The sequence below is a fragment of the Streptomyces sp. NPDC047072 genome, from assembly GCF_040643855.1.
In the GTDB taxonomy this organism is placed as follows: Bacteria; Actinomycetota; Actinomycetes; order Streptomycetales; family Streptomycetaceae; genus Streptomyces.
This window is the reverse complement of sequence record NZ_JBEYVC010000211.1, coordinates 1-17,989: the sequence shown is the minus strand read 5'-3', so window position 1 is coordinate 17,989 and position 17,989 is coordinate 1. Positions and strand designations below refer to the sequence as shown.

Annotated in this window: 17 protein-coding genes; 12 read left to right on the top strand and 5 right to left on the bottom strand. The window is 71.5% G+C overall.

What is annotated here, in order from left to right:
• On the top strand, positions 1-1,040 hold a 1,040-nt coding region (sucB, locus tag ABZ896_RS46670; protein ID WP_360943393.1), incomplete at its 5' end, for a 2-oxoglutarate dehydrogenase, E2 component, dihydrolipoamide succinyltransferase.
• A gap of 68 nt (positions 1,041-1,108) precedes the next feature.
• Here the strand turns inward: sucB and ABZ896_RS46665 are convergent.
• On the bottom strand, positions 1,109-1,639 hold the full coding sequence (locus ABZ896_RS46665; protein ID WP_360943390.1) for a hypothetical protein: 531 nt from the start codon (positions 1,637-1,639) through the stop codon (positions 1,109-1,111).
• Positions 1,640-2,037: 398 nt separating this feature from the next.
• On the opposite strand from ABZ896_RS46665, the gene ABZ896_RS46660 reads away from it, so the two are divergent.
• From ABZ896_RS46660 to ABZ896_RS46645, 4 genes are all read left to right on the top strand, one after another.
• The gene (locus tag ABZ896_RS46660) at positions 2,038-2,661 is read left to right on the top strand and encodes a GntR family transcriptional regulator (RefSeq protein ID WP_360943387.1); all 624 of its coding nucleotides are present in this window, start codon (positions 2,038-2,040) and stop codon (positions 2,659-2,661) included.
• Between the two features lie 235 nt (positions 2,662-2,896).
• Positions 2,897-5,599 carry a pyruvate dehydrogenase (acetyl-transferring), homodimeric type gene (gene aceE, locus ABZ896_RS46655; RefSeq protein ID WP_360943385.1) on the top strand — a complete coding sequence of 901 codons (2,703 nt, stop codon included), beginning with the start codon at positions 2,897-2,899 and terminating at the stop codon, positions 5,597-5,599.
• A 168-nt stretch (positions 5,600-5,767) separates the two neighbouring features.
• Positions 5,768-6,736 (top strand): YafY family protein, encoded by a 969-nt coding sequence (locus ABZ896_RS46650; protein WP_360943383.1) that lies wholly within the window; start codon positions 5,768-5,770, stop codon positions 6,734-6,736.
• Between the two features lie 56 nt (positions 6,737-6,792).
• Positions 6,793-7,311 carry a DUF4240 domain-containing protein gene (locus tag ABZ896_RS46645; protein WP_360943396.1) on the top strand — a complete coding sequence of 173 codons (519 nt, stop codon included), beginning with the start codon at positions 6,793-6,795 and terminating at the stop codon, positions 7,309-7,311.
• Positions 7,312-7,339: 28 nt separating this feature from the next.
• Here ABZ896_RS46645 and ABZ896_RS46640 read toward each other — a convergent pair whose 3' ends face one another.
• On the bottom strand, positions 7,340-7,552 hold the full coding sequence (locus tag ABZ896_RS46640) for a hypothetical protein (RefSeq protein ID WP_360943381.1): 213 nt from the start codon (positions 7,550-7,552) through the stop codon (positions 7,340-7,342).
• A 100-nt stretch (positions 7,553-7,652) separates the two neighbouring features.
• The gene (locus tag ABZ896_RS46635) at positions 7,653-8,492 is read right to left on the bottom strand and encodes a peptidoglycan recognition protein (RefSeq protein ID WP_360943378.1); all 840 of its coding nucleotides are present in this window, start codon (positions 8,490-8,492) and stop codon (positions 7,653-7,655) included.
• Positions 8,493-8,681: 189 nt separating this feature from the next.
• On the opposite strand from ABZ896_RS46635, the gene ABZ896_RS46630 reads away from it, so the two are divergent.
• Positions 8,682-9,866: a MarP family serine protease gene (locus ABZ896_RS46630; RefSeq protein ID WP_360943375.1), complete on the top strand. Its 1,185-nt coding sequence runs from the start codon at positions 8,682-8,684 to the stop codon at positions 9,864-9,866.
• Positions 9,867-9,875: 9 nt separating this feature from the next.
• On the opposite strand, the gene ABZ896_RS46625 is transcribed toward ABZ896_RS46630, so the two are convergent.
• Positions 9,876-10,364: a GNAT family N-acetyltransferase gene (locus ABZ896_RS46625; RefSeq protein ID WP_360943372.1), complete on the bottom strand. Its 489-nt coding sequence runs from the start codon at positions 10,362-10,364 to the stop codon at positions 9,876-9,878.
• Between the two features lie 71 nt (positions 10,365-10,435).
• Between ABZ896_RS46625 and ABZ896_RS46620 the strand changes: the two genes are divergently transcribed.
• Positions 10,436-11,332: a TIGR01777 family oxidoreductase gene (locus ABZ896_RS46620; RefSeq protein WP_360943369.1), complete on the top strand. Its 897-nt coding sequence runs from the start codon at positions 10,436-10,438 to the stop codon at positions 11,330-11,332.
• Between the two features lie 191 nt (positions 11,333-11,523).
• Positions 11,524-13,053: an NAD(P)/FAD-dependent oxidoreductase gene (locus ABZ896_RS46615; RefSeq protein WP_360943366.1), complete on the top strand. Its 1,530-nt coding sequence runs from the start codon at positions 11,524-11,526 to the stop codon at positions 13,051-13,053.
• A 126-nt stretch (positions 13,054-13,179) separates the two neighbouring features.
• On the opposite strand, the gene ABZ896_RS46610 is transcribed toward ABZ896_RS46615, so the two are convergent.
• Positions 13,180-14,616, bottom strand: coding sequence for a regulator (locus ABZ896_RS46610; protein WP_360943363.1), 1,437 nt, complete (start codon positions 14,614-14,616; stop codon positions 13,180-13,182).
• 217 nt (positions 14,617-14,833) lie between these two features.
• On the opposite strand from ABZ896_RS46610, the gene lipB reads away from it, so the two are divergent.
• From lipB to ABZ896_RS46590, 4 genes are all read left to right on the top strand, one after another.
• Entirely contained in the window at positions 14,834-15,634 is an 801-nt protein-coding gene (gene lipB / locus ABZ896_RS46605) for a lipoyl(octanoyl) transferase LipB (RefSeq protein WP_360943360.1), read from the top strand.
• A 73-nt stretch (positions 15,635-15,707) separates the two neighbouring features.
• A complete protein-coding gene (lipA, locus tag ABZ896_RS46600) occupies positions 15,708-16,673 on the top strand; it encodes a lipoyl synthase (protein ID WP_360943357.1) in 966 nt (321 codons plus the stop codon).
• A 258-nt stretch (positions 16,674-16,931) separates the two neighbouring features.
• Entirely contained in the window at positions 16,932-17,132 is a 201-nt protein-coding gene (locus ABZ896_RS46595; RefSeq protein ID WP_360943354.1) for a hypothetical protein, read from the top strand.
• 60 nt (positions 17,133-17,192) lie between these two features.
• On the top strand, positions 17,193-17,894 hold the full coding sequence (locus tag ABZ896_RS46590) for a DUF4191 domain-containing protein (RefSeq protein WP_360943351.1): 702 nt from the start codon (positions 17,193-17,195) through the stop codon (positions 17,892-17,894).
• Positions 17,895-17,989: the final 95 nt, after the last annotated feature.

Below are 17,989 nucleotides of genomic sequence, written 5' to 3'. Positions count from 1 at the left end.
GTCCCCCGACACCCCACACCCCGAAACCAACAGCCGCACCCCACGCCCTACACCCGGCCCCCGTCACCCCGGCCCCGGCGCCCGCCGCGACCTCCGGTGACGACGGCGCCTACGTCACCCCCCTGGTGCGCAAGCTCGCCGCCGAGAACGGCGTCGACCTCGCCTCCGTCAAGGGCACCGGCGTCGGCGGCCGCATCCGCAAGCAGGACGTCATCGCCGCCGCCGAGGCCGCGAAGGCCGCCGCCGCTGCTCCGGCTCCGGCCGCCGCCGCCCCGGCTGCCGCCGCCGCCAAGAAGGCGCCGGCCCTGGAGGCCTCCCCCCTCCGCGGCCAGACCGTCAAGATGCCGCGCATCCGCAAGGTCATCGGCGACAACATGGTCAAGGCGCTGCACGAGCAGGCGCAGCTGTCCTCGGTCGTCGAGGTCGACGTCACGCGTCTGATGAAGCTGCGTGCCCGGGCCAAGGACTCCTTCGCCGCCCGTGAGGGCGTCAAGCTGTCCCCGATGCCGTTCTTCGTCAAGGCCGCGGCCCAGGCGCTGAAGGCGCACGCGCCGATCAACGCCAAGATCAACGAGGGCGAAGGCACGATCACCTACTTCGACACCGAGAACATCGGTATCGCGGTGGACTCCGAGAAGGGCCTGATGACCCCGGTCATCAAGCACGCGGGCGACCTCAACATCGCCGGCATCGCGAAGGCCACGGCGGAGCTGGCCGGCAAGGTCCGCGCCAACAAGATCACGCCGGACGAGCTGTCCGGCGCGACCTTCACCATCTCCAACACCGGTTCGCGCGGTGCGCTCTTCGACACGATCATCGTGCCGCCGGGCCAGGTCGCGATCCTCGGCATCGGCGCGACGGTCAAGCGCCCGGCCGTCCTGGAGACGGAGGAGGGCACGGTCATCGCCGTCCGCGACATGACCTACCTGACCCTCTCCTACGACCACCGCCTGGTCGACGGCGCCGACGCGGCCCGCTACCTGACGGCGGTCAAGGCGATCCTGGAGGCGGGCGAGTTCGAGGTCGAACTCGGGCTGTAAGGCACTTCGCTCCTACGGTGCCCCCGTCCGGTTTCCGGGCGGGGGCACCGGCGTCTCCTCGACCGGAGTCACCGGGGCGTCAGTTTCTTGTCCGACCAGTCCCACAGTTCCTCCACCCACACGTTCGGGATGGACAGCTTGGGGGCCGGGGTGAGGCCCTTCGTGCGGTAGGCCTTCAGGACGTCGTACGTGGCGTCCAGGCAGTCTCGGGAGGTGAGCTTGCCGGTCCTCGGGTCGACGCCGACCAGGAAGCCTCGGGACTCGACCTTGGCGATCATCCGCCAGGCCCGGTTCACGTCGTGCGTGGAGGACTTCGTGCAGCGGTAGCGGCTGTAGGGGTGTTCCGAGTGGCCCGGGTAGTGGGCGTCCGTGGACATGTCGCTGAGCATGCGGTCGTACGAGCCCTCCGCGTGCCAGGCCCCGATGTCGCCGCCCGGCGGGGTGTACAGCTTCTCGCTGGGGTTCTCGACGGCGCCGTAGACCCAGCGGCCCGTCCCCGGGACCTTGAAGCCCCAGCCGACGTGGCCGAACTTCTGCGCCCCGTCCGGCTTGACGAAGACGCAGGCGCCGCCTGAGCCCGCGGCGGCCGGGGCTGCCATGCCGGTGATTGCCGTACTGCTCGATTCCGTGCTCGCCGTGGCTCGCGTGGCCGTCTGGCCGCACCCCGTCACACCCGCGATCGCGCCGATCAGCGCAACCGCGGTCGCCCAGCGAACCGTTCGTCGTCCCCCGATGCCCATGCCGTTCCCCCTGCCGTTCCCAGGGGTGCCTCGGTGCGTGCACCCCTGTGGACCGCGACACGGAGCGGGGGCGCGGGGTTCCCCCGGTGACACGGCGGTGACGGCTCCGGAGCGTGTCCGATACGGGTCTTTACAGGGTGGCCGGACCTGTGAGCGTGTAAGTCTCGTCTCACCTGCATGAAAGCGCCCCCGTGCGCCCCTCCCGAACGGGTCCCCGGCCTTATTGTCTAAACGTCAAACGCCCTTAAGGAGCCTCCATGACCGCGCCCGTCGTCCACTCGCTGCGCGAACAGATCCGCGAGCACATCGTGGAGGGAATCGTCAGCGGGCGCTGGCAGCCGGGCGAGCGGATCGTGGAGCGACGGATCGCGACCGAGCTGGAGGTCAGCCAGACGCCGGTGCGCGAGGCGCTGCGCGAGCTGGAGTCGCTGCGGTTGATCGAGTCCGCGCCGAACAAGGGCGTACGGGTGCGGAACCTCACCGCGGCGGACCTGGAGGAGAGCTACCCCGTCCGGGCCGGTCTGGAGGCGATCGCGGCGGAGCTGGCGGCGGAGCGGCTGGCGCAGGACTGCTCGGCCCTTGAGCCGCATGTCGCCGCGCTGTACGACGCGGACCGGGACGCCGACGGCACCGGCCAGGTGCGGCACACCGTGGGCTTCCACCGCGAGCTGGTGCGCGCGGCCGGCAACTCCGTGCTGCTGCACACCTGGGAGGGGCTCGGCATCGAGGTCTTCACGGCCCTGTCGATCCGCTGGCTGGGGACGGTCCAGCAGTCGTACGCGGAGGAGCACGAGGAGCTGGTGGCCGCCTTCCAGCGCCGGGATCCGCGGATCGCGGAGATCGTGAAGGCGCATGTGCTGGGGTGCGCGCCGCGCGCCTGACGCAGCCGAGCACACCTGCGCTCACCTGCGGAAACCCTGCAAAAACAAGGCACCCGGTGTCTCCGTGGAAGACACCCCGTGCCGACTTTCTCGCGATCGAGAAGTTTTACTCTCAACCCTTTGATCGATCATCGATCAGGGAGTTAGAGTCGCCGACGGGCTCCTACCGGTGCCCCACCGCCCTGTCCTGCCAAAGACACAAGGGCACCCCCCTTCGACTGAGGAAGGCGGCGACATGACCGACCCCAACGCCATCCAGCCGAGCGCGCTCGACCAGCTCCCGGACCGTGACCCGGAGGAGACCGCCGAGTGGCAGGCCTCGCTGGACGCGGTCGCCAAGGCGGCCGGCCCGCACCGCGCCGCGTACCTGATGCGGCGCACGCTGGAGAGGGCCGAGGGCACCGGCATCGCGCTGCCGAAGCTCCTCGAGACCGACTACGTCAACACCATCCCCACCGCCGCGGAGCCGGGCCTGCCCGGTGACCCGGCGCTGGAAGCCCGTATCACCGCGTGGAACCGCTGGAACGCGGCCGCCATGGTGACCCGCGGCTCCAAATACGGCGTCGGCGGCCACATCGCCACCTTCGCCTCCGCGGCCTGGCTCTACGAGACCGGCTTCAACCACTTCTTCAAGGGCAAGGAGGCCGACGGGTCCGGCGACCAGCTCTACATCCAGGGCCACGCCTCCCCCGGCATCTACGCCCGCGCCTTCCTCGACGGCCGGCTGAACGAGTCCCACCTGGACAACTTCCGCCGCGAGTCGGGCGGCGACGGCCTCCCGTCGTACCCGCACCCGCGCCGGCTGCCCTGGCTCTGGGAGTTCCCGACCGTCTCCATGGGCCTCGGCCCGCTGTCGGCGATCTACCAGGCCCGCTTCAACCGGTACCTCACCGCGCGCGGCATCAAGGACGTCTCCAACTCCCACGTCTGGGCCTTCCTCGGCGACGGCGAGATGGACGAGCCGGAGTCGACCGCGGCACTCGCACTCGCCTCCCGCGAGGGTCTGGACAACCTGACCTTCGTCATCAACTGCAACCTCCAGCGCCTCGACGGCCCGGTCCGCGCGAACTTCAAGATCGTGCAGGAGCTGGAGGCGCAGTTCCGCGGCGCCGGCTGGAACGTCATCAAGACGCTGTGGGGCTCCGCCTGGGACGAGCTGTTCCAGCTCGACACGACGGGCGCGCTCGTACGACGGCTCCGCGAGGTGCCGGACGCGCAGGTGCAGACGTACCAGACGCGCGACGCCGCCTACATCCGCCAGGACTTCTTCGGCGCCGACCCCGCGCTGGCCGAGATGGCGAAGCTGCTGAGCGACGACAAGATCCTCGAGTGCTTCCACCTCTCGCGCGGTGGCCACGAGGCGAGCAAGGTGTACGCCGCGTACAAGGCCGCCGTCGAGTTCAAGGGCGCGCCGACCGTGATCCTGGCCCAGACGGTCAAGGGCCACACCCTCGGCGAGGGCTTCGCGTCGAAGAACGCCAACCACCAGATGAAGAAGCTGACGGTGGACGAGTTCAAGACGATGCGAGATCTTCTTGAACTGCCCATCAAGGACAGTGACTTCGTCGACGGGGTCGTTCCCTACGGCCACCCCGGCGCCGACTCCCCCGAGGTGCGCTACCTCCAGGAGCGCCGGGCGGCCCTCGGCGGACCCGCCCCGGCCCGCCGCGTCCACCCGGTTGCCCCGCTGCCGGCCCCCGCGGAGAAGGCGTTCGCCTCCTTCGACAAGGGCTCCGGTTCGCAGAATGTTGCGACCACGATGGCCTTCGTCCGGCTCATCAAGGACCTGGTCCGCGACAAGGAGACCGGCAAGCGCTGGGTGCCGATCGTCCCGGACGAGGCGCGCACGTTCGGTATGGAGAGCCTCTTCCCGTCCCTGGGCATCTACTCCCCCAAGGGCCAGACGTACGAGCCCGTCGACCGCGACCAGCTCATGTACTACAAGGAGGCCAAGAACGGCCAGATCCTCAACGAGGGGATCACCGAGGCCGGTTCGATGGCCGACTTCATCGCCGCGTCGACCGCTTACGCGACGCACGGCGAGGCGATGATCCCGTTCTACATCTTCTACTCGATGTTCGGCTGGCAGCGCACGGCCGACCAGATGTGGCAGCTCGGCGACCAGCTGGGCCGCGGGTTCCTCGTGGGCGCGACGGCTGGTCGTACGACGCTGACGGGCGAGGGCCTTCAGCACGCGGACGGTCACTCGCCGGTGATCGCGGCGACGAACCCGGCGGCGCTGACGTACGACCCGGCGTTCGCGTACGAGGTCGCGACGATCGTGCGCGACGGCATCCGCCGCATGTACGGCGAGGTGGCGCCGGGTGAGGACCCGAACGTCTTCTACTACCTCACCGTCTACAACGAGCCGCTTCCGCAGCCCGCGAAGCCGTCCGGGCTCGGCATCGACGAGGGCATCGTCAAGGGCCTGTACCGCTTCAACACGGTCGAGTCGGCGGGTCTGTCCCCTGCGGCCAACGCCCCGCGCATCCAGCTGCTCGCCTCCGGTACGGCGATCCACTGGGTCCTGGACGCGCAGAAGAAGCTGGCCGAGGAGTGGGGCGTGGCCGCCGATGTCTGGTCGGCGACGTCCTGGACCGAGCTGCGGCGCGACGCGCTGGAGGCCGACGCGGGTCTGCTGCGCGGCGAGGACCGGGTGCCGTATGTCCGCCAGGCGCTGCAGGGTGCGGAGGGGCCGGTGCTGGCCGTCTCCGACTACATGCGGCAGGTTCCCGACCAGATCGCGCAGTGGGTCGAGCAGGACTGGTCGTCGCTGGGTGCGGACGGCTTTGGTCTGTCGGACACGCGTGAGGGGGCGCGGCGGCACTTCGGGGTGGACGCCGAGTCCGTCGTGGTGGCGGCCCTTGCCCAACTGGCCCGCAGGGGCGAGGTCAAGGCGACGGCGGTCAAGGAAGCGCGGGAGCGGTACGGGTTGTAACTCGGCCGCGGGTGCGTGGGGGCTGGTCGCGCAGTTCCCCGCGCCCCTAAAAAGTGGGTCCACTGGTCGTTCTTTAGGGGCGCGGGGCTGTGTCGATTTGCAGCTACCGCCGCGTGGGCGCGACCAGCCACATCCGGCCCGCACCCGACAACGCACCATGATGGCCCTATGCGTGCTGCCCGTCTCATCAAAATGGTGCTGCTGCTCCAGTCCCGCCCTTCCATGACCGCCGCCGAACTCGCGCAGGAGTTGGAGGTCTCGGAGCGGACGATCACGCGGGACGCTCAGGCGCTCTCCGAGGCGGGCGTGCCCGTGTACGCGGATCGGGGACGGGCCGGTGGGTATCGGCTCGTCGGCGGGTACCGCACCCGGCTCACCGGGCTCGCCCGCAGTGAGGCCGAGGCGCTCTTCCTGTCCGGCGTACCGGGCGCCCTGCGTGAGATGGGGCTCGAAGACGCCGCCTCCGCCGCCCGGCTGAAGGTGTCCGCCGCCCTGATGCCGTCCCTCCGGGACGCCTCCCGGAACGTCGCCCAGCGTTTCCATCTCGACGCCCCCACCTGGTTCTCCGAACCGAAGACCCCCGAACTGCTCCCCGCGATCGCCGAGGCGGTGTGGGACGACCGGCGGGTCACCGCGCGGTATCGCGGCCCGGAGGGCGAGGTGGAGCGGGAACTGGAGCCGTACGGGCTCGTTCTGAAGGCGGGGGTCTGGTACGTCTGCGCCCGGGCGGACGCCGGCTCCTTCCGGGTGTACCGCATCGACCGGTTCACGGCGGTCACCGCGGACGCGGACCGGTTCGAGCGGAACGAGGAGTTCGATCTGCCCGGGTTCTGGGCGGAGCGCAGCGAGCAGTTCGCGCGGGCGATCCTGCGCGCCGAGGTCGTCGTACGGCTGTCGGAGGCGGGGGCGCGCGGACTGTCCTACGCCGTCGACCGGACCGTAGCCCGAGAGGCGCTGACCGCGGGTGTGACCGGCGACGACGGGTGGGTGACGGTGACCCTGCCGGTGGAGTCCGAGGAGGTCGCCCACGCGCAGCTCGCCTCGCTGGGGCCGGAGGCCGAGGTGCTGGCGCCACCGAGCCTGCGCGAGCGCTTCACGGCCGACGCCGCGCGGCTCGCCGCCCTGTACGGGACATAACAATCCGCCGCACTCCACGTGCGCCCCACCCGCGCAGGCCCGATGCTGGACCCGTGATGGACGAGACGGAGTTCTGGGAGCTGGTGGACGCCACCCGCGAGGCCGCCGAGGGCGACCCCGAGGAGCAGGCCGACCTGCTCGTGGACCGGCTCCTGACACTGGATCCGGACATGGTGCTCGACTTCGCCCGTCACTTCGAGGCCCGCTACAACCGCGCCTACACCTGGGACCTGTGGGGCGCGGCCTGGATCCTGCTGGACGGCGCGAGCGACGACGCGTTCGACTTCTTCCGGTGCTGGCTGATCGGCCAGGGCCGCGAGGTGTACGAGGGTGCCGTGCACGACCCCGACTCGCTCGCCGACCTCCTGCGGGACTTCGACCAGGAGATCGACGGCGACGGCGAGGAACTCGGCTACGCGGCCGACGAGGCGTACGAGCAGCTCACCGGGGCCGTCGCGCCCGATCTGGGCATCCTGCCCGAACCCTCCGAGCCGCTCGGCGCGCCGGTCGACCTGGAGAACGACCGGGTGCTGGCGGAGCGGTACCCCAAGCTGTGGGAACGCTTCCGGGACTGAGCACCGTCGGCTGAACCCCCGTCAGAGGTCAGGCCGCCACCGCGGTCCGCCTGCGCGTCTGGTCCGTCGGGAGGTACGCCTGGTTCTGGTCGGCCTTCACCGCGTGGTGCATCGGGGCCGCGTTGGCCTGGTCGAGCGCGGACGCGGTGACGGCGGCCGGGCCCAGCAGGACGCTCGCTACCGTGCAGACGACCGTCCACACGCGCTTGTTGCCCTTGGTGCCGTTGCTGCTGCTGTTCATGATCCCCACCTCCGGTCGGCTTCTGGTGACGACCGTAGGGCGCGGGGTTTGCAGGGGCCTGCGGGAGCGCTGTGGCGTTCCTGTGAGCCTCGGCAGAGTCTCAGAAGCGGCCCTGCAGGCGCGCCGCGCGCTCCCTGATCTCCGGGAGACGCGCGCTGAGCGCCGCGCCCGGACAGGTCGTCATATAGGCGTCGCCGTGGCCCGCGAGGGCGGGCAGGTCGGCGGTGGTGCCGGCGGCGTAGCGGCTGAGGCCGTTGCTGGAGGTGAGGCGGACCAGGGTGCGCGGGTCGATGCCGGCGAGGCCCAACTTCCAGGCGGCGAGGGCGGCTATCGCGTCGATCATCGGCTGCGGGACGGGGACGCCGGCGGTGAAGGTGCCGAGGGCGGCGATGCCCGCGGTGCGGTGGTTGAAGCCCTGTGTGTGGGCGCCGGTGACGGGACGGTCGACGCCCCCGGCCCGGCCCTCGTAGATCGTGCCGCAGCGGTCGACGAGGAAGTTGTAGCCGATGTCGTCCCAGTCGCGGGCACCGGTCTGGCCGGCGGCGAGGTAGCGGATGATGCGGGGCGACTCGGCACAGTCGTAGCCGTTGGGCGAGTCGGTGTGATGGACGAAGACGGCCAGCACCTTGTCGTCGTAGCGCGCGGGCGGCGGGGTGCGGGCGACGGTGTTCGCCTCGCCGCTCGCCTCGGCCCACACCGCCCTCGGCACGATGGACGGGCGGGCCGCGGTGTGCGGGACGGGCAGGGGGCGGGCCGACGGTGTGGTCCCGGCGGCCGCGTGCTCGACGCCGGTGGCGCACAGGACCAGGACGAGGACGGCGGCGAGGCCGGGCACGCAGGCGAGCAGCGGCAGCAGGGGGCCCGGTATCCGGGGCGCCCTGGGTCTTCGGGTCCCCCGGGATCGTCGGATGCGGGTCCCCCGGGGTCTGCGGGCACGCATGGTCCCACTGTCGGCCGGATCCGGTCCGTCCGCGATGTGTGCTGTGCCACCCGGTGGAACCATCGTCCTGGTCCGGGACGTTTTTCCTGGTGCACGCGCGCGTGGCCGGTTCCGGGCGTCCCGTGCGCGTGTCACTGATCACCGGGGGCCTCGCCTGCGTACTGATGGGTCTGAGAGAAAGGCGGCCACGTGGACCTGCTCGACATCCTGCTGTTGCTGGTGATCGCCGCGTACGCGGCCTCCGGCTACCGGCGCGGCCTGGTGGCCGGCTGTGTCTCGCTCGCCGGGTTCGTGGGCGGAGCGATCGTGGGCGTGTGGGTGCTGCCGTGGATGATGGACCTGGTCACCCCGGGCAGTACGGCGGGCACGGTCACCGCGGTGCTGACGGTGCTGGTCCCGGCCGCCGTGGGCCACGAACTGGCGGGGCGGCTCGCGCTCCGGCTCCGCCGTGAGCTGGACCGGGGCCCACTCAGGGTCGCCGACGGCATCGGGGGCGCCGCCGCCAACTCCGTGGCGGTGCTGATCGTGGCGTGGGTCGCCGCGAGCGTGCTGGGCGCCTCCTCGTCGCCGCTGGTGACGACCGCGATCCGGGACTCCACCCTGCTGGGCACGGTCCAGGACGCCATGCCGGACACCACCCCGTCCTGGTTCTCGCGGGCCACCTCCGCGCTCACCGAGGCCGGCTTCCCGCAGGTCTTCAACCCGTTCGAGAACGAGTCGACGGCCGAGGTCGCCAAGCCCACCGGCGACAGCGTCACGGCCGCCGCGACCGACGCCGCCAAGATCAGCACCGTCAAGATCGAGGGCGCCTCCGGCACCCAGGGCCGCGAGGGCAGCGGTTTCGTGTACGCGCCGGAGCATGTGATGACCAACGCCCATGTGGTGGCCGGCATCGACGACCCGAGCGTGCGCATCGGCGGGGTCGGGGAGCCGTACGACGCCCGGGTGGTGCTGTTCGATCCGGACAAGGACGTGGCGGTGCTGTACGTCCCGCAGCTCAAGGCGCCCGTCCTGCGCTTCGACGACAGTGCCGCGCGGGGCGACTCCGCGGTCGTGGCCGGCTATCCGCAGGACGGCGACCTGAACCTCCAGGCGGCCACGGTCGCGAACCGCGTGAAGGCGACCGGCCAGAACATCTACAACGACGGCACCGTCACCCGCGAGATCTACTCGATCCGCTCGACGGTCCGCCCGGGCAACTCCGGCGGTCCGCTGCTGACCACCGACGGCAAGGTCTTCGGTGTGGTCTTCGCCCGCTCCACCACCGACGACGAGACCGGTTACGTCCTGACGGCCGACGAGGTCGCCGGCGACGCCCAGCGCGCGGCGAACGCCACGGCCCCGGTCGACACCGGCGATCTGGTCACCTCGTGACGCGTGGCTTCACAGCCGACGCCCCATGATCACGTCGTCCACGTACTCCCCCGCCAGCAGGAACTCCTCCGGCAGCACCCCCTCGACCGCGAAGCCCTCGGACTCGTAGAGCCCCCGGGCGGGGGCGTTGTGCCCGAGGACGCGCAGGGTGATGCGGCGGGCGCCCTGGCTGCGCGCCTCGTCCTGCACGGCCCGCAGCAGCGCTCGGGCGACCCCCGCGCCGCGCGCCTCCTCCGAGACGACGAGTCCCTGGATCTGGCGGACGTGCGCGTTGCAGGCGAGGGAGGTCGGCAGCCCCAGCTTGATGTAGCCGACAAGGACGCCGTCGAGCTCGGCGACGAGCAGGTCGCGGGGGCCGTAGCGGTCGTCGAAGAAGGGCGGGTACGGCTGTTGGGGGCGCGGCTGGACGGAGTGCAGCGGGGACCAGGCGGCGCGGTCGAGGCGGCCGAGCGGCTCGCCGTCGTCGATCGTGGCGTGGCGTATGTGCGGGACTGGCATGAGCGCCAGCCTACGGTGGAGGTATCGAAACCAGACATGGCTTTTACGCACCCACCAGGCAGGATGAGGTCATGCAACTTTCAAGGATCGCGGTGGCCGGGGCGTCCGGACTCATCGGCGGCGCCCTCGTGAAATCCCTGGCGGCGGACGGGGTCGAGGTGGTGCGCCTGGTGCGGCACACGCCTCGGAACGCGGACGAGGTCCGGTGGGACCCGGAGGCGGGACGGGTGGACGCGGCCGGGCTCGCCGGGTGCGACGCCGTGGTCAACCTCGCCGGGGCCGGGGTCGGTTCGCGGCGCTGGACGGAGTCGTACAAGAAGACGATCCACGACAGCCGGGTGCACGGCACGAAGGCCCTCGCCGAGGCGATCGCCGCGCTGGACACGCCCCCGCGGGTCTTCGTGAACGGCAGCGCGATGGGCTTCTACGGCGAGACGGGCGACCGGGTCGTCGACGAGAGCGCGCCCGCGGGCGAGGGGTTCCTGCCCGAGCTGTGCGTGGAGTGGGAGGCGGCCGCGGAGCCGGCGGCGAAGGCGGGGGTGCGGACGGCGTTCGCGCGCACCGGGCTGGTGGTCGGGCGGCACGGCGGGGCCTGGGGCAGGCTGTTCCCGCTTTTTCAGGCGGGGCTCGGCGGGCGGATGGGCGACGGGCGGCAGTACTGGTCGTTCATCGCGCTGCACGACGAGGTGGCGGCGATCCGGCATCTGCTGGAGACCGACGGGCTGTCCGGGCCGTTCAACCTCACCGCGCCGGAGCCGCTGACCAACCGTGAGATCACCGCGGCGATGGGCCGCGTGCTGCACCGGCCGACCCTCTTCACAGTCCCGGCGCCCGCCCTGCGGCTCGTGCTCGGCGAGATGGCCGGGGACGTCCTGGGCAGCGCGCGGGTGGTGCCGAAGCGGCTGCTGGAGTCGGGGTTCACCTTCGCGTTCCCGGAGATCGACGGGGCGATCCGCGCGGCGGCGTGACGCCGGTGACCGCGGTGTGGCCGTACGGCGGCGGTACCGCGTCGGTATGCGACCGCCGTGCGACCGTGCCCTGCTCATGCGCGACTGCCCTTGACCGATCACGGCCCTAACCTCGACCCGAACTCGGGTATCCCCGGAGCCTGTTGGGGGCATGACGTCTCCACCGGCCGCGCAACCTCGAGGAGGGGCACGTGCTTGAGCCCGCGTACCAGGCGGACGTCGTGATCGTGGGGGCCGGGATCGCCGGCCTCTCCGCGGCGCAACGGCTGACCAGCGCAGGAGTCACCACCGCGGTGCTGGAGGCCGCCCCTTGCGCGGGCGGCCGTATGTCGACGGAGAAGGTCGACGGCTTCCGGCTCGACCGGATCGGACAGCTGCTGTCCACGGCGTATCCGGAGCTACGGCTCACTCCCGGCCTCGACGGGCTCGTCCTGCGCCCGTTCGCACCGGGGGTGCTGGTGCACGCGGACGGGCGCCATCACCGCGTGGACGCTCCGGCGGGCGCCGGGGGCGCAAGGGGCGCACTGCACGCGGTGCGCGCCCTGGCGAGCGCCCCCAGGCCCGGGGCGGGGGTCCCGGTGCGGGCGGCGGGAGGTCCGGCCCGGACCGCGTCGGCGTCTGCGTCTGCGTCTGCGTCTGCGGCGGAGGGCGAGCCTCGGCGGTCGGGCGCGAGGGAGGCGGGGGGTGGGCTGCGGCGGACGGTGTCGCTGCCTCTGCCGCTGCCCCGGGTCCCACGGTCGGCCGGGTCCCGGGCTGGTGTGTATCGGGCGGGTGCGCCGCTCGGCAGTGCTGTGGACCAGGCACGGCTCGGTGCCGCGCTGGCCCGGATCGCGGGGGTACCCGTGGCGCGGCTGCTGGCCCGTCCCGAACTGCCCGCCGGGCAGGCGCTCGCGGCGCGCGGGCTGCCCGCGCGGACGGTCGACGGCTTCCTGCGGCCGCTGCTCGCCGCGCTGCTGTGCGATCCCGCGCTGACGACGTCCAGCCGGTGCGCCGACCTCGCGCTGCGGGCCTTCGCACGGGGGCGGTTGTGCGTGCCGGAGGGCGGCGCCGACACCCTGCCGGAGCTGCTCGCGCGGGCGCTGCCGCCGGGGACGGTGCGCACCGGGGTCCGGGTCACCTCCGTCTCCACGACGTCGGTGACGACCGCGGAACACGGGGAGATACGGTGCCGGGCGGTGCTGGTGGCGACGGACGCGCGGGCGGCGGCGGAGCTGCTGCCGGGGTTGCGGGTGCCGGACTTCCACCCGGTGACGGTGGTCCACCACACGACGGACGAACTGCCGGGCACGGGGGCGGCGTTGCTGCTCGACGCCGACCGGGGCGGGCCGGTGGCCCACACGGCGCTGGTCAGCACGGTCGACCCGAGCCGGGCCCCGGCAGGCCGGGCGCTGATCACCTCGACGGTCCTGGGCCCACCCCCGACCGACCTCGACACCGCGGTCCGCACCCACCTGGCCCGCCTCTACGGCACGTCGACGCACCGCTGGGAGACGCTGGCCGTCCACCACACGCCCGAGGCGGTACCGGCGATGCGAGCCCCGCACGACCTCCGCCGCCCGGTCCGCCTCCTGGCGGGCCTGTACGTCTGCGGCGACCACCGGGACACGAGCACGGTCCAGGGAGCACTCCATTCGGCCAACCGAGCGGCGACGGCGATCCTGACGGACCTGGGAGCAACGGGTTCCCTGCACAGGGCGGACCCGTTACCAACAGCTGCATAAGAACCAACGGACCGGCAACCCACCCAGGGGCGCGGGGCTGTATCGATTTGCGGCTCCGCCGCGTGGGCGCGACCAGCCACAGCGCACCCGCGCCCAACAACCGACGCTCGGAGTTACGGCGACGCCCTACCCCAGCGCAGCCACCTTGTCCCGATACCCCCGAACCGGCGCAGCGTCCTTGTACGGCTCCAACCGCCGCTCGAAGTCCCGCACATACTCCACCGCCCGCACCGACCGCATCTCCGCAGCCTGCCCCGCGGCCTCCGCCCCCAGCGCGCACGCCTGGTCCAACTCCCCCAGCCCCAGCCGGGCGGAAGCCAGCACCACCCGGCAGAACAACCGGGACCGCGCATACGAGGGCGCCCTCAACTGCAGTGACCGCTCGGCGTGTTGGACCGCCGCCCGGAACTGCTGGAGGTCCCGGTGGCAGTGCCCGAACTCGTCCGCGAGCTGCGCCTCGTCGAAGAACCGGGCCCAGTGGGGCACGTCGTCACCGGGCCGCGCCGCCTCAAGGGCCCGCTCCGCCCGGACCAACGACCCGGTACAGGCACGTACTTCACCCAGCACCCCGTGCCCGCGCGCCTCCGCGGAGTGCAGCAGCGCCTGCACGACCGGCGGCGCGTTCGTCCCGACCCCCTGCTGGGCCACCCGCGCCAGCTGGATCGCCTCCCGCCCGTGCCCCAGATACACCGCCTGCCGGCTCATCGTGACAAGGACGTACGCGCCGTACGCCCGATCTCCCGCCGCCTGCGCGAGCCGCAGCGCCTGCACGAAGTACCGCTGGGCGAGCCCGTGCGCCGCGATGTCGTACGACGTCCAGCCCGCGAGGCGGGTGAGGTCCGCCGCCGCGGCGAACAGTCTGCGGCCGGTCTGCTCGCCGTAGGTGCCGCGCAGCATCGGCTCGCACTCGTGCTCCAGATACCGCACGAGCGCCTGCCGGGCGTGGCCGCCGCCGTACATGTCGTCGAGGGAGCGGAAGAGGTCGCCGACGGAGCGCAGGGCGTTGATGTCACCGGTGCTGACCCGCTGTCCGGGGGCGCGCTCGGCGGCACCGCGCTGGCGGGGTACGCCGGTGCGGCCCTGGACGGGGATGCGGACGGCCGGCTCCCCGCGGGCGACCCGGTCGTCGGGGCGGCCGATCAGCCAGTCCCGGCTGGGTACGACCAGCCCGGCCGGGGTGAACGCGATCTTGCGCAGTTCGGCGTGGCTGCCGGAGTCCTTGCGCCACAGTCCGCCGACGATGTCGACGGCCTCCTCGGGCCCGGCGGCGAACTCCAGCCCCGCGTAGACGGGGGCGCAGGCATCCAGGCCCAGGTCCTGCGCGGAGAGCCGGCGGCCGAGGCGGCGGGTGAAGACCTCGGCGATGAGGGCGGGGGTGGTGCCGCGGGGCTGTTGCCCGCGCAGCCACCGGGTCACTGATGTCTTGTCGTATCTGAGATCCAGTCCGTGTTCGAGACCGAGCTGGTCCACGCGACGGGCGAGACCCGCGTTGGAGAACCCCGCTTCTGCGATGAGCGCGGCGAGCTGTCGGTTGGGAGTGCGCTGCGCGGGTCGTTCGGTCATCTGCGGTGGTGTCTCCTGCCCGGATTGCCTGTGAGCAGCCCTTATGGCCTTCTATAGGACGGCGAGAATGTAGCGGAGAGTGAGCAGGCGATCGCACACTTCAACACTCGTTCATCCGATCGTGTGAGGATTGGCCCCCGGACTGACGCGCGCTCGGCAGTCGTACAGTGGCGTAGGCACCCTTCGTGCCTTACGACCTTCTAGGGAGGCGCTTGCCGTGAGTGGGTTGCGGTTCGTCCGCATGGGGTTCGGAGCGGACGCGGTCGAGTACCGGGTGGCGTGGGACGAACAGCGCCGGGTGCACGCGGCGCGCTTCGAGGACGAGGTTCCCGACACCGTCCTGCTGCTCGAACACCCCCCCGTCTATACGGCCGGCCGGCGCACCGCGGACAGCGAGCGCCCCCTGGACGGCACCCCCGTCATCGACGTCGACCGCGGCGGCAAGATCACCTGGCACGGCCCGGGCCAGCTGGTGGGCTACCCGATCCAGAAGCTCCCGCGTCCGGTGGACGTGGTGGCGCATGTACGACGCCTGGAGGAGGCCCTGATCCGCACGTGCGCGGAGTTCGGCCTGGAGACCAGCCGGGTCGAGGGCCGCAGTGGCGTATGGGTGCTCGGCGATCCGGTCGAGACGCGGCCGGCGATCGGCGGGCTCTCCCTGGACTTCGACCCCCGGCTCACGGACGAGGAGTTCGACCCGCGGATGAACGGCCCGGAGTACGCGCCCTCCAACGCGGGCCAGCGCCGCGAGGACCGCAAGATCGCGGCCATCGGCATCCGGGTCGCCAAGGGCGTCACGATGCACGGCTTCGCACTGAACGTGAACCCGGACAACAAGTGGTTCGACCGGATCATCCCCTGCGGGATCCGGGACGCGGGCGTCGCCTCCCTCGCGAACGAACTGGGCCGGGACGTGACCATCGCCGAGGTGCTGCCGGTCGTGGAGCGGCACCTGAAGGACGTACTGGAGAACGCGGACCTCAGGCCGAGGGTGATCGAGAAGACACCTGCGGCCTGAGACGGGCAGTGGGCTTTCAAATCCACGGGCGTACGCTTGAGCACGCCGAAGAATCAATCGCTAGGAGCCGGTCGTGTCCGCAGTCGCACCCGACGGACGCAAGATGCTGCGCCTGGAGGTCCGCAACGCCCAGACCCCCATCGAGCGCAAGCCCGAGTGGATCAAGACGCGGGCGAAAATGGGCCCCGAGTACACGGCGATGCAGAAGCTCGTGAAGAGCGAGGGGCTGCACACCGTCTGCCAGGAAGCCGGCTGTCCCAACATCTACGAGTGCTGGGAGGACCGCGAGGCGACCTTCCTCATCGGCGGCGACCAGTGCACCCGGCGCTGCGACTTCTGCCAGATCGACACCGGCAAGCCCGAGGCGCTGGACCGTGACGAGCCGCGCCGGGTCGGCGAGTCCGTGGTCACCATGGACCTCAACTACGCGACCATCACCGGCGTCGCGCGCGACGACCTGGAGGACGGCGGCGCCTGGCTGTACGCCGAGACCGTGCGCCAGATCCACCAGCAGACCTCCTCCCGCGAGGCCGGGCACACCAAGGTCGAGCTGCTGGCCCCCGACTTCAACGCCGTACCCGAACTCCTCCAGCAGGTCTTCGAGTCGCGCCCCGAGGTCTTCGCGCACAACGTCGAGACGGTGCCGCGGATCTTCAAGCGGATCCGCCCCGGCTTCCGCTACGAGCGTTCCCTGAAGGTCATCACCGAGGCCCGCGACTTCGGCCTGGTCACCAAGTCCAACCTCATCCTCGGCATGGGCGAGACCCGTGAGGAGGTCAGCGAGGCGCTCCGGCAGCTGCACGACGCCGGCTGCGAGCTGGTCACCATCACGCAGTACCTGCGCCCGTCGGTCCGTCACCACCCCGTGGAGCGCTGGGTCAAGCCGCACGAGTTCGTCGAACTGAAGGAGGAGGCCGAGCAGATCGGCTTCTCCGGCGTGATGTCGGGACCGCTCGTCCGGTCCTCGTACCGCGCGGGCCGCCTGTACCAGATGGCCGTAGAGAAGCGTGGTGCGTTCGTCGCCTCCCAGGCGGTCTGATGGCACTGCGTGCCACCCGGCACGTGTGAATCTGCGCACAAGCAACTACCCCCCGGTAGTGGCCGATTGACGCGGTCCCGGGCCGTCCCCGCAGATGGGGACGGCATCGGGGCCGCGTCAAGGTTTTTCCGCCGCCTATCAAGGCTTCATTGGTGTTTGACCGGTCGGTCACGCCCTGGTAACACCAATCAGTGACCCTGGTTGTACACCCCGTGCACCACTCACCAGAGCCGCCATCCCTGAGGGGGGACCTCCATCATGCAGGCCGCGCCCGTCCGCGCCACCGCCATCCCGTCGTTCACCGATGCACTCCGTGCCGTCGAGTCGCTGCTGCTGAGCAGCGGCCAGCGCACCGCCCGCCGCAATGCCTGGACGTCCGTCCTGGAGGACCGCCGCCGCGCCAAGGACCGGGTCGAGGCGCAGCGCGTCCTGGAGCAGTCCCTCGCCGTCCACTCCTGAGGCCTCCGCTCCGGGGCACTGCCGTCGTCGGCGCTCCCCGGGACACGTAGACTTCGGGGCATGGCGAGAAGTGACAGTGCGGCGGAGGCCGCGAACCCCGGGCGACTGAAGCAGATCGCCCTGACGTACAAGATGACCCGCAAGGCCGACAAGAAGATCGGCCTGGTGCTCGCGGGTGTCTTCATCCTCGTTCTCGGTGTCTTTCTCGCGATCGGTTTCCTGATCGGTCACCCGGTCTATCTCGGCATCCTGGGCCTGCTGCTCGCCTTCCTCGGGACGGCGATCGTGTTCGGGCGCCGCGCCGAGCGGGCCGCCTTCGGTCAGATGGAGGGCCAGCCGGGCGCCGCCGCGGCCGTGCTCGACAACATCGGCCGGGGCTGGACGACGACCCCCGCGGTCGCGATGAACCGCAGCCAGGACGTGGTGCACCGGGCCGTCGGCAAGGCCGGCATCGTCCTGGTCGCCGAGGGCAACCCGAACCGGGTCAAGACCCTGCTGGCCGCCGAGAAGAAGAAGATGAACCGCATCGTGGCGGACGTACCGGTGCACGACATCGTCGTCGGTACGGGCGAGGGCCAGGTCCCGCTGAAGAAGGTCAGGACCTCGATGCTGAAGCTGCCGCGCGTGCTGACCGGTCCTCAGGTGACCGCCACCAACGACCGGCTGCGGGCGATGGGCGACCTGATGAGCAACATGCCGTTGCCGAAGGGCCCGATGCCGAAGGGCATGAAGCTCCCTAAGGGCGGCGGCAAGGCCCGCTGAGTTTTCTCGTACGACGATGAAGGGCGCCCGGCATCATCGTTCGGCCCGCGGCAGACCGGCGACGACGAGGTCGTACGAGTCCTCGACCAGCTCCC